This window comes from Paenibacillus sp. 276b (genome assembly GCF_900107875.1).
GTDB lineage: Bacteria > Bacillota > Bacilli > Paenibacillales > Paenibacillaceae > Paenibacillus > Paenibacillus marchantiae.
The window spans coordinates 1,814,117-1,827,004 of record NZ_FNRR01000001.1 but is presented as its reverse complement, the minus strand read 5'-3'; the positions used below and the strand labels follow the sequence as shown (position 1 = coordinate 1,827,004).

Sequence of the window (12,888 nt, the reverse complement as noted above, 5' to 3'; positions counted from 1 at the left end):
CGGAAAAAATGTGTATTACATTTAACTCCATACTTTTTAAACATTTATATTTAAAAAGTATATTTGAATGAAAATAGATATTATATGTTGGTTATTCTTCACTTCACAATGGGTTAGATCAGCGTCTGCGGAAGTTACATATTTAGCATACATATTCAATATTTGATTTAGGGAGGACAATTTAGATGGCTTTATTATTCAAAAATCGGGGCGCTCTGCTGCTTCTGATGTTTAACCTATTTTTAGTTTTTGCTGGTATCGGTCTGGTCATACCAGTGATACCGCAATATATTACTATTTTAGATATTAACGGTACGATTGCTGGGATGCTTACTGCTTCCTTTGCATTTACACAGTTGATTTTCTCACCACTGGCGGGACGATTATCCGATTCCTTAGGACGCAAGCGAATGATTGTCGCCGGCATGCTAGTTTTCGCCTGCGCCGAAGTGATATTTGGGTTAGCCGACTCAGCTTTGCTGCTTTTTGTATCCCGGATGATGGGTGGCGTTAGTGGAGCACTCATCATGCCAACGGTTATGGCTTATGTGGCGGATGTAACCTCAGAGGAAGATCGTGCGAAGGGAATGGGATTCATTAATGCCTCGATCTCGACAGGCTACATCATTGGCCCCGGCATCGGGGGCTATATTGCCGAATTCGGCATTCGTGTTCCGTTCTATGCTGCAGGGGTTGCTGGTCTAATCGCTGCGATCCTTACTATGATTGTCCTGCCGGAATCTCTTTCATCCCTTGTAAAGGGTAATGGGAATAGCGACAAAGCAATGCCTAATCTGGAACCCAAAAGAAGTCTAATTCAACAGTTGCGGTTTACATACCGCGAGCCTTATTTTATCAGTTTAATTATTGTGTTCGTCATGTCCTTTGGACTTGCCAACTATGAAGCGGTATACGGTCTGTTCGTTGACCATAAGTTTGGCTTCACACCAAAGGATATTGCCTTCATTTTCACATTCGGCTCTATTGGGGGCGCGTTGATTCAGTTAACCATTTTCGGTTGGATTATAAGCCGTTATGGTGAGAAAACAGTCATTACAGTCTGCTTGATCCTTGCCGGGGTATTTGTTCTGTTGACGTTGTTCGTACACCAATATTGGCTGATCTTCGCGGTCACCTTTGTTGTCTTCTTGTCCATCGATATTTTGCGTCCGGCCATCAGCACTCAAATGTCCATGGTCGCAAAAGAACATCAAGGATATTTGGCTGGACTTAACTCCGCTTTTACCAGCCTTGGCAATATCATCGGGCCGGTAGTAGCTGGACTGATGTTTGATATCAATGTTAACTACCCTTATGTGGTTGCCGGAATCATCCTGATTCTTTGCTTTGGGCTTTCACTGCGCACAGGAATCAAGCGCGTACAGCGTGTACGAACTTAATGAATTGAGCGGACTGTGGAGGATGGTCCAGAGATTAAGATTCGGACATTAAACAAATTATCTCAGATCCCTTTTTGAATTTTAATGATTTTAATCAAATCGTCTAGAGAATCTAAATGATAATTAAATCTATGATTGGGCTCTGGGGCCGCGTTATCCAAACCTGAGTTGGTTAATCCAACTCCATACATTGATCTTGTTCGGAAAATAAGCTTAAGCTGAATTTAAGCCACTTTTAAGTATGTTCGCAAAAGGAGGACAATTCAGGAGGGCTGTGGAATAAATATACAAATTTACTGAAATTGGAGGTTGTGAAATGACGTTTCCGACACATATTGTCTCATCAGGTGGAATTGTAGAAGATGGAAATGGAAATATCCTATTAGTAAAAGCCCATGATGATGGTTGGGTGTATCCTGGTGGTATAACTGAAGTTGGAGAAAATCTAATTGATGGTGTGATTCGTGAAATAAAAGAGGAAAGTGGAATTGACGCCGAGGTTAACCATTTAATTAATGTTGTTTCGAATACAGCGATACATAAGTGGTATGACGGTGTGACGGATGTTCCCACAAAGGTTATGTTTGATTTCGTGTGCAAAGCTGTAGGTGGAGAGTTAGCGACTTCTGATGAAACGAGCGAATGTAGTTGGGTTCCAAAGGAAAATGTTCTGGATTGGATTACATTACCCGCCATCCGCATGCGTTATGAAGCATATTTGAACTTTAATGGCTCTGTGAATTATATCGAATACGTCACTGGGAATATGTCAGAATGTGATGTCAAGCTTCAAAAGCGTGTTTAATTGTAAGTGGGTTTGCGTTTAAAAAACTTTGCACTAACGAGTAACGATAGATCAATAAAATCAAGAAGGCAGCTAATCAACGTGATTAGCTGCCAAGAATCATTAAAAAATAATTTAAATTACCTAGTCCTATATCATACTAATTAACCATGTGATTGATGTATTGCTGTGATAATATGTCTAAATGTACTTACAACTGAATAGGCAAACCTATGGAAACGTAGGGACGCAAAGCTACAGGGACTAAAGTTTCAAGTTTTATGACAATGTCAGCCAGTTGCCAAAGAGTATATGATGCTTTTTGTTCTTAGAAGTTTATAAAAGGTGAAGTCTTCATCTTTTAATAGCTTTGCGTGCAATAAAACTACTCTTATGGGTAGTTTTTTTTTGCGCTATTTTAGGTCAGTTGTCATAACTATCATTCATCAGGAGGAAACAATTATGAAAAAAATGATTGCAATCGCTACATCTGCAGCACTACTCGTTGGCCTGTCAAGTGAAGCAGGGTATGCTGCAGGAAGTCAACTATCCAGTGTTTCTAATGCTAGTGTGACAAACCAGGCAGGGGATCGTGGCACTATTGTACCCACTGTGGCATCCGTTAAACTGTTTGATTTATACGGAAAAGACATTTTAAATGCTTATAATGATGTCTTTAAAATGAACACTACTCATATTAAGTCAATCACTAATAATGGGGGGAACTACTCAAGTTCCACCATAAATAAGGGGATTGATGGAGATATAAATACACACTGGGAAACAGGTAAACCCAATTCTTCAACATTCACAAATGAGGTCGTACTTCTTTTGGATGAATCGACTACATTAAATAGAATCGTGTACGCAGCTAGACAAACTGGAGCTAAAGGGAAAGGATTCGCTCAAGAGTTTGAGATTTACAGTTCAATGACGGATGCAGGCGATGATTTCACGTTAGTATCCACGGGGGAGTATAAAGGCTCCACAGGTGACGTAGTTGAAATGAAATTTGCGCCAACAGCATTTAAGCGAATCAAGTTTGTCTTCAAGAAGGCAAATCAAGATTGGGCGAGTGCGGCTGAGTTTGCTTTTTATAAAGAAGATGCTCTGTCGGATAAGATGAACAAACTGTTTACGGATAATACATATAGTCAGGTTAGCGGGGAGTTTAACACAGTAGAGAAAATAACTGCTTTGGAAAATGAGGCAAAGTCCCATCCTTTATATTCTCAGTTTAAAGCTCAGCTTGATGTAGCCCAAAAGATCGTGAGCGGTGAACTGCAAACCGCAGGAATGATTATTACAGCTGAACAACATGGCGATATGAAGAAGCATGCGCAGCAAAACTTAAGATTTAGTATGGGCACCAATAACCAGCCTACCGGACTTGTAGCCATGCCGGGCGATACGATTAACGTATATGTGGATGTCGATTCTACTGATAAAGTGCCTTCATTAATCTTTTCGCAGCAAGAAGGTGCTTGGAATAGCTGGGCAAAAGGAGTGCAATTGCGTCTTGGAAAAAATACGATCGTGGTACCTGAAAACCCTACAACCAGTGCTTACGCCCATGATGTAACAAAAGGTGGACCTATCTACATCGTTAATCCTTATACGTCTGAAGAGCAAGGCCAAGCGCCTCGTATTCGTTTTGAAGGTGTAGAACGATTCCCGATGATGACGCAGGACTCTGATCCGGCCGAATTTAAAGCTTTCTTGAACGATTATAAACAAAGATTAGATGCAGATAAAGCAGCCCATCCGAACATTAAAGACCGTGAAATGATCGACGTAGTTGAAATGGTGAGTGATCGTATTATTTTCACAGGTACGGCTACACAAGCCTACAATGAGTTTATTACGAAGAGTCAAAATCCTGTGGCTACCTTAACGGGTTATGATGTATGGATTAATAGATTATTTGATTACTTTGGTCTAGATGGCCGCAGTGAGAACCATGATCCTAAGCTTATTCGAGAGAATATTAGATTAATGCAGCCGTATGGTGCGATGTATGCAGCAGGTGACCATACTGGAATTCAGGCTGAAACCGTACCTTTGATGCTACAAGATTTCGGCAAGGTATATCCAGGTTGGGGTTTATCGCATGAGATCGGGCACCGCATGGCTGTAGGTGAACGGGAGTATGGTGAGGTCAGCAATAACATGTTACCTATGTTGATGTCAGTAGAGCGTAATTCCATAGATACACGCATCCCATTTGAATCGGATATTTATAAATATGTTATTCAAGAAAATAAAGTAGCGATGGAACAGCAGGGTCTTTTTGCGAGACTTGGCGCATTCTGGCAATTAGAATTGGCCCATCCAGGGTACTGGGCGGAGTTAAATAGTCTATATCGAGATCGTAAAGTATCCCTTCCTAATGGGGAAAGCTCCAGACAACAATATTTAGTAGAATTCTCGTCAGAAGTATTAGGTCAGGATTTGAGCAGCTTTTTTGCTAGACACGGTTTTACAGTTAATCCCGAGACCAAAGTGAAGGTAAGCAAATACCAGGCGTCCAACAAGTTATGGTATTTAAATAATTCAGTCGTCCACTATGAAGGAACAGGGATCGCTAATAAAAATGTTCCTATCAACATCAATATTAGCTCGAATGCAGCAGCAAAAACGAATACGTTGACCTTTAATATGGATAAAGCCTACAAGGAAGATATGCTGGGTTATGAAATATACCGGGACAATGTCTTAGTTGGATTTACGGGTACGGACCAATTTGTAGACGCCAATGTCGATATGGCTCAAAACTATACCTATAAGATCATTGGTTATGATAAAAAATTGAATGCGCTGAGCCCGGTAGAGGTTAAGGCATTCAAACCAATGCTATCGGTTGAAGAGCATATTACGCTCAAGCTGAATCAGGCTTTTGATCCAATCAGCTACGTTAAGGCAGCGAATTATCAAGGGAAAGATCTTACCGATACTATCGCTGTAAAAACAAATAACGTTGATATCACGACAAAAGGAAATTATGAGGTTGTCTATGAAATCAAGAATGAAGGAACTACCGAAACCAAAACGGCGCACGTAACCGTAACAAGTGATTATGTGTACGCCTCCGATCTGGATACGGCATCAGCTAGTGTAGGTTGGGGCTCCTTGAAGAAGGATCAGGCACCATCAGGTAGCGCAATTACTTTAGTAAGACAAGGTCTAGCTGCAATGTATACTAAGGGGTTAGGTGTTCATGCCAACTCTGAAGTTGTGTACAACATTGAAGGCAAAGGGTATGACTTTTTCGAAAGTTATATCGGTATCGATCAGGCTGTGAAAGGTAATGCAGCTTCCTCTGCAACGTTCGAAATCTACGTCGATGGGGAACAGAAATTTAGCAGTGATGTGTTCAAATCGAGTACAGAACATGAATTTGTACAGATCCCTGTAACAGACGCAAGAGAAGTGAAGCTCGTCACAACCGATGCGAACCACAATGGAAATACAGCGGATCACACGGTATGGGCAGATGCAAAGTTCACAAATAATGCTAGCCTACCTACGTTAACGGTTCCTGAAGAAATGGCTACAGTGAAGTTAAATAGTGAGTTTGATGTGCTGAAGGGCGTAGAAGCATTTGATGCCGAAGATGGTAATTTAACATCACAAGTTGAAGTGAACTTGAATGGTTTCAATCCAGGTAAGTCTGGAACGTATCAAGTCCAATTCAAAGTGACTGACAGCGATGGAAATGCCATTACAAAGATACGACAAATCGTTGTTTACAGCGCCAGCCCCTATGCAAGCGATTTGAACTGGGAGTCGGCTAAAACAGATTATAATGTGGTTAGAAAAGATAAAGCCAGTTCGAACAATCCAATCAAGTTACTCGTCAATGGTGCAATTCAAGAGTTTGAAAAGGGAATTGGAACACACGCCAATTCGGAAATCGTATATAATCTTGCCCATAATAACTACGCCTATTTTGAAACGATCGTAGGTGTCGATCGCAATATTCCGGAGCAGAATAACTCCAGCGTGAAGTTCAGTATTCTGGCAGATGGCCAAGAAGTGTATAACAGTGGATTGATGAAATATGGTACGGAAGCCAAATGGGTTCAAATCCCGCTTGCGGGTGTACAGCAATTGAAGCTAATCGTAGATAATGCAGGTAACGGAAATGCTTCTGATCATGCTGATTTTGCAGATGCAAAGTTCCTTGTACTAAATAGTGTGCCAACACTTACGATACCGAAATCGATATCGATGAAAGTAGGACAAACCCTCCAGATCGATGAAAATTATAAAGCCGCGGATGCTGAGGATGGGGATTTAACTTCTAGTGTAGTGGTTACGGGAAGAGAGCAAGTGAATTTCAATCGAGTTGGAGAATATCCAATCACTTACACTGTAGCGGATAGCGATGGTAATGTAGTGACGCAAACACGTACGATCGCTGTCGTTAACATGGAGGATTACAAGTATCTGACAGATGTTGATTGGACTTCTACCCAAAATAGCTATGCTGCTCCGCAAAAGGATATTTCGATTAGTAATCATGCTTTGAGATTAACGGATGAGAATAATCGTGAAGTAATCTATGACAGAGGCATTGGAGCACATTCGAACTCTACGATTGTGTATGATTTAAGCGATAAGAATTATGATTACTTCACGTCCTATGTGGGTGTAGATCGGCAAATGTATGGTTCTGTCGGCTCTGTAAGCTTTGAGGTTTATGTGGATGGAGATAAGAAATTCGACAGTGGAGTTATGAACTCTAGAGATCCGCAAAAATTCATTGAAGTAGACATTAACGGAGCGAAAGAGCTTAAATTAGTCGTAACAGACGGTGGAAATGGCAATGGATCTGACCATGCCACATGGGGAGATACAAAGCTACATTTTGTCAACGCGGCTAGACTATATACTGAAGATCTGGAACAAGTTGTTACAGATGCTAAAGTGATTAATCTTGATGGGTACACAGAGGAGAGTGCTGGGGCGTTCACCGCTAGCTTATCCGCCGCCGAGGAGATCCTGGCTAATAAGGAAGTTAAGCAAGAAGAAGTGGATACAGCACTAGCGGCATTACAGGCAGCAATAGCTGGATTAACCGAAGTTGATTTAACTGCGTCGATTGTCATACAAGATGAATATTTAAGAGACTCTATTAAGACAACGCTAGGAATAACGGGAGATCTAACCCTTGGCGATATGCTGAAGTTGACAACACTTAATAGTAAATCTGGAAGAGTTAAATCCCTAGAGGGGTTGCAGTACGCAAATAACTTGGTGACGTTAGATATCACAGGCAATGCAATTACGGATTTCTCGCCATTAAAAGGGTTAACCAAACTCGCTAACTTGTTGGCAAATCCTCAAATCAATGAAGTAGGAGAGCTAACGGGCCCTAGCATTGAAGTCACAAATTTGGTTACAGGAATAGATGGTAATAAAGTGATCCCCTATTCAGCAAGTGTTAGAAACAATAAAACGTTTAAAGAGACACTGATCAATGTGAGCGAATGGGAACAGAACCCCGACAAGTTTACTTTAGATATGTCCAATGAAGAAAAAGGATATTACACCTTTAACTTGATATACGAGGTAAAAGGTAATCTTATAGGATTGATCTATATGATAAATCACCAATAAACTTTGCATGCATCCATTGAAAACCGCTAATTTAGCGGTTTTTTTTGTTTGAGGAGTCAAGTTCTTGCCCCAAACTGAGGACAAGAACTTGATTCTAATCATTAAACTCAACAAATACACACTGAAAAAATACCCTCAAATGATAGTCTCAATATCCTACAGATCGGTCCTTATATGTCCTTGATGGATGCCGTTTGCGAAATTCTTTCGCGAATGTCTTCTTCAGTTCGTGGGACTAGAAAATCTACCATCATTTCTGCGTTTGCTTGAACTTCCTCGATGAAAGGACGGAAACTCTGATTATATTCTTGGAACGCAAGTTCATAATTCCCATGGTTTTTTTGGAAAGCATCAGCCAAGGCTGCCGCTCCATCTATTGCGAGTGATCCACCCATGCCAGCAGCCGGAGAGGCACAGTATCCAGCATCACCGACTAGGGCTACCCTGCCTTTTGTCCACGACGGCATTTTCATTTGGCACAGCTTGTCAAAGTAAAAAGTTTTTGAGTTCTTCACTTCTTCCAGCAATTCCGGCGTTCGCCAGCCTAGTCCGGAAAATTGATTCAAAATGATATCCCGCTGCTGTTCCTCGTTTCGGTAGTCGTAAGGGAGTTCCTTCTCCGAAGAAAAGCAGAGCACGATATCGGTTTTATTGTTATAAGAGTTCAGCATGACCGCCTTGCCCGGCTCGTTGTACATCTGTGTCGTATTCTCCCGGATCAACAACTTATCCACGATCGTGATAGAGAAATACGTTTTAAGAAAATGCGAAAATTCCGCTTCCTCGCCGAAGTATAATTTTCTGACGGCCGAATGAATACCATCACAGCCGAATACCAGGTCATACGAGCGCTTTTGTCCTCCTTTGAAAACTACTTCAACGCCATTACTTTCTTCCTTTAATGACGTAATGCTATCTCCGAAAATAAACTCAACGTCATCTTGGACAACCTCGAACATGATATCCAGCAATACATCTCGCTCGATTTCATATTCATCTTCTGCAAGCTGCTCACGGATTTCGACTCTTTCAGTGACATCATCGGAATTTTTGAATTCCATCAATTCCATGTCTATTTTGTTCGACTGGATTTGGTCTAGAAGCCCCATACGTTTCGCGATGTCGGCGGTGTTTTCGCGGATATTTACAGGTGTGCCGCCTTTTTTAAGACCTTCAGCGATCTCAACAACGGTCACGTTGTAGCCAAACTGCTTCATCCAGTAGGCTGTTGAAATTCCGGCGAAACTCGCCCCGCTAACTAGAATATTTTTTTTCATATTCGTTCCTCCCATGATCCATAATATTTCTAATGATGTTGTATAGAATAAAATAGCTTTGTGAACTGAATATGAATGTAGTTATGCAGAAGCAGCCGCTAAGCGGCTGCTTTTGTTTTTCAACAGCGCGGGGTACCTCCTGAAAAGAAATTTCGATTAGAAAGTATTAATGAAATTATCGGCAATTCCGATAAAAATACCTATGTGGATTATAGAATATTGCTCCGGGCAGGCTAGGTGCAAAGCGATTCATATACAGTTCATAAATGCATTTTAAAATAAGATGACTTCTTGTTAGAAACCTGTTTTACGAAAAGCTGCTTATTGCAGATAAATATGGAGGTAAGATACGTTTGGAATTGTTTGAATTTATTTTGTTGATGCTGGCGGCAGTCTCTTTATCCAATTTAGTAAACCGGTTTATCCCTTCGGTCTCCGTGCCTATTATTCAAATTGCGCTGGGGATGTTAATTACTTTGCTGCCCTTGCATTATGAACTGAAATTAAATCCAGAGTTGTTTTTGCTTTTATTCATTGCCCCGTTGCTGTTCAATGATGGCAGGCATGCGGATAAAGAAGCGCTTTGGAAGCTGAAGAAACCGATCCTTTTGCTAGCGCTGGGTCTGGTGTTTGTAACGGTAGCCGTGATGGGATATTTCCTGAATTGGTTACTTCCGGTCATCCCGCTGGCGGCAGCCTTCGCATTGGCAGCTGCACTAGCACCTACCGATGCTGTGGCCGTGGGTGCACTGGAGCAGAAAGTGAAGATCCCCCATCAGACGATGCAAATTCTTGAGGGAGAGTCGTTAATAAATGACGCATCAGGGCTGGTCTCCTTTCAATTCGCTGTAGCTGCAATGGTCACAGGTGTATTCTCTTTCAAAACGGCCAGTATCAGTTTTATTGCCATTTCACTTGGCGGTGTGGTGTTAGGCCTTCTGCTTACCTTAGTAAAATATGGTGTGGTGAAGTGGTTGCGCAAATTGGGGATGGAGAATGTCACGCTCCACATGCTGATTGAGATTCTGACTCCTTTTTTGATTTTCATGGCTGCGGAGGAATTAGGGGTCAACGGTATCCTGGCTGTTGTCGCCGCAGGAATCGCCCATTCTTTTGGTTACAAGAAAATGAACCCCGAGTTAGCCAAGCTGAGTGTTGTATCCAAAAGCACCTGGTCGGTCATTATCTTTGTATTGAACGGACTGGTTTTCCTACTACTTGGAACACAGCTTCCTGATATTATCCAGACGATTTGGAGTAACCCGGACATAGGGAATTTTAAAGTCATTATGTACACACTATTATTGACTTTAGCTGTACTCGGGCTGCGTCTCATCTGGGCAATGCTAATGGATAATCCTGAAGGTGCCAAATCGCGCGAACCTTGGCGGCTCCGGTTGAAGAATGCGCTTATCCTCAGTCTATCGGGAGTCCGGGGAACGATTACACTGGCGAGTACCTTGTCACTGCCGTTTTTTCTGAATGATGGAACTGCATTTCCAGCCAGAGATCTGATCATTTTCCTTGCGGCTGGAGTAATCTTGTGGACTCTTCTGGCATCCAACTATCTGTTGCCGCTTTTATTAGGTAAAGAAACACAAACGGAGCAGGAAGAGGACGAAATTCAGGCAAAAATTGAGATTCTGAGGAATGTGGTTACCGGATTAAATGAACTGACCACGGACCAGAACCGGCTTGCGACCGCCCATATTATCAATATGTATACTTCCAGAATCCGAACACTTAGGAAAGATGAAAAGAAAGATAAGACACAGCGGTCCTTGGGTCTGTCTGTCATGAAATGGGAAAGAGAGAATACGTTGCTTGCTCTTGAAAAGAAAGAAGTAAATCCATATACAGCGTACAATTACCTTAAAAGAATTAACCAACTGTTGTTTATGCGCACAAGAGATGTCCGCTATAAAAAAGAGGTTTTTCCCATTAAGCAATGGGTCGAAATGTTCGGGATGCTGAATCCTGCCCGACTAAGCATTCGAGAAAGACGCGCTGAATTGACCAGACTCAAAATTCAAAATATGGCTTATGTCATTGAGCAGCTAAAAGGTCTGCTTTCAGAAGGCGAATCAGATATAGAGGCAGTCAGCTCACTGATCTTGCAATATGAAAGTATACTGCTGCGTATGACCAGAAACGAATCGGACACATACTCCCGACGAGAGTTCGACCTATCGATGCAGGATCTGGGCCGGGTCGGAATACAACTGGAGCGAGACAACATTCAATCTATGTTTGAGACAGGGCGGATTTCAAGACAGGGCATGAAAGAAATGAAACGTGATATTCTCTTCATGGAGCATGATCTGCGAGAAGAGGCAATGGCTTAGAATTTATGAGAAGAGCATATGGAACAACATGTTAACCCGTTGAAAAACAATTAACATCCGTGACAAAGTATCGTGGGACAAAACCATTGAAGTCGCTATTACAGCGGCTTTTTTTGTTGTATCGGTACATGTTCTTGTTCGAAGTCGAGGATGCTGAAAGGGGATTTTACTATCCTATAAGTTCACTAATAACGATCACAAGACAGTTATAAAAGGATTCTTTACCAATCGTTCTAGATATGTTATATTGTTGGCGTAGGAGATATACACGATTACGAAGCAGAGAGTGATGGGGCTCGGTGTAAGATCTTACTACGTAGTTTAATGCCTATATTAGAATGTTCGTTCTCAATATATCAATATGTAGAAGGGATGAATTGAACATGGAGTATCGTGTATTAGGAAATACAGGTCTTAAAGTAAGCAGTTTTGTATTAGGTACAGGCACATTTGGTTTTTGGGGAAATAATACGGAAAAAGAGGCTGCAGTCATGTTGGATGAGGCTTTGGCTGGAGGCATTAACCTGATTGATACGGGGGATGTTTACTCCAGTGGTCAATCCGAAGAGATTCTGGGTAAGCTCCTACAGGGCCGCAGACAGGATGTTATTCTAGCCACAAAAGGCGGAATGCCCATGGGCAGTGGACTTAATCAATCTGGTAACTCGAAGTATTGGATCAAGCGTGCAGTCGAGGGAAGCTTGAGAAGGCTGCAAACGGATCATATCGATGTGTATCAACTGCATCAGCCAGATCTCCATACCGATATTGAAGAGAGTCTTGACGCGTTGACGGATTTGGTTCGTGAAGGGAAGATTCGCTATATCGGTACATCCAATTTTCAAGCATGGCAGGTAACCGAAGCACAATGGGCTAGTGAACGTAAAAATATGGCACGCTTCGTATCTGAGCAAGCCCCTTATTCCATTTTGAATCGGAGTATCGAATTCGATTTGCTTGCCGCGACCGCGAAATATGGAATGGGTGTCCTGGTTTGGAGCCCGCTTTCGGGTGGCTTATTAACTGGAAAATACCGCTCGGGAGAAGCGGCTGCTCCAGATTCAAGAGCAGCGGGATCACTAGGGAAACTTTCGGTTGTTGTCGACCCGAATCGAGAAGAAAATCGTACCAAGTTCGAAGCCGTTGCCAAGCTCCAAACCCTTGCAAATGAAGCAGGATTAACGTTGCCTCATCTTGCCATGGCTTTTACACAAGCTCATTCGTCGATTACCTCTGCAATAGTGGGGGCAAGAACAATTGAGCAACTGCGTGAAACATTAAAAGGCAGCGATATCCGGTTAAACACTGATATCCTGGATGCAATCGACGCCATCGTTCCGCCGGGTGTGACCCTGGATGCTATGGAAAAAGGTTGGACACCGGATTGGCTACAAGCAAACAAACGAAGAATCCAGGCTTAATTCGACATGTCTTATCACTGAGATATGTTCAATTTAACT

General features: G+C 42.1%; 6 protein-coding genes and 1 riboswitch. Of the genes, 5 read left to right on the top strand and 1 reads right to left on the bottom strand.

Going from position 1 to position 12,888, the window contains the following annotated elements:
• Positions 1-185 precede the first annotated feature (185 nt).
• From BLV50_RS07675 to BLV50_RS07665, 3 genes are all read left to right on the top strand, one after another.
• Positions 186-1,400, top strand: coding sequence for an MFS transporter (locus BLV50_RS07675; RefSeq protein ID WP_063563671.1), 1,215 nt, complete (start codon positions 186-188; stop codon positions 1,398-1,400).
• A gap of 316 nt (positions 1,401-1,716) precedes the next feature.
• Positions 1,717-2,205 carry an NUDIX hydrolase gene (locus BLV50_RS07670; protein ID WP_079693760.1) on the top strand — a complete coding sequence of 163 codons (489 nt, stop codon included), beginning with the start codon at positions 1,717-1,719 and terminating at the stop codon, positions 2,203-2,205.
• A gap of 193 nt (positions 2,206-2,398) precedes the next feature.
• A riboswitch (cyclic di-GMP riboswitch) is annotated at positions 2,399-2,490 on the top strand.
• A 156-nt stretch (positions 2,491-2,646) separates the two neighbouring features.
• Positions 2,647-7,806: an NPCBM/NEW2 domain-containing protein gene (locus tag BLV50_RS07665; RefSeq protein WP_177031136.1), complete on the top strand. Its 5,160-nt coding sequence runs from the start codon at positions 2,647-2,649 to the stop codon at positions 7,804-7,806.
• 170 nt (positions 7,807-7,976) lie between these two features.
• Here BLV50_RS07665 and BLV50_RS07660 read toward each other — a convergent pair whose 3' ends face one another.
• Positions 7,977-9,083 (bottom strand): FAD-dependent monooxygenase, encoded by a 1,107-nt coding sequence (locus tag BLV50_RS07660; RefSeq protein WP_090806796.1) that lies wholly within the window; start codon positions 9,081-9,083, stop codon positions 7,977-7,979.
• A gap of 353 nt (positions 9,084-9,436) precedes the next feature.
• Here BLV50_RS07660 and BLV50_RS07655 point away from each other — a divergent pair, with 353 nt between their 5' ends.
• Positions 9,437-11,428 (top strand): Na+/H+ antiporter, encoded by a 1,992-nt coding sequence (locus BLV50_RS07655; RefSeq protein ID WP_090806794.1) that lies wholly within the window; start codon positions 9,437-9,439, stop codon positions 11,426-11,428.
• Between the two features lie 383 nt (positions 11,429-11,811).
• A complete protein-coding gene (locus tag BLV50_RS07650) occupies positions 11,812-12,849 on the top strand; it encodes an aldo/keto reductase (RefSeq protein ID WP_090806792.1) in 1,038 nt (345 codons plus the stop codon).
• The last annotated feature ends 39 nt before the right edge of the window (positions 12,850-12,888 follow it).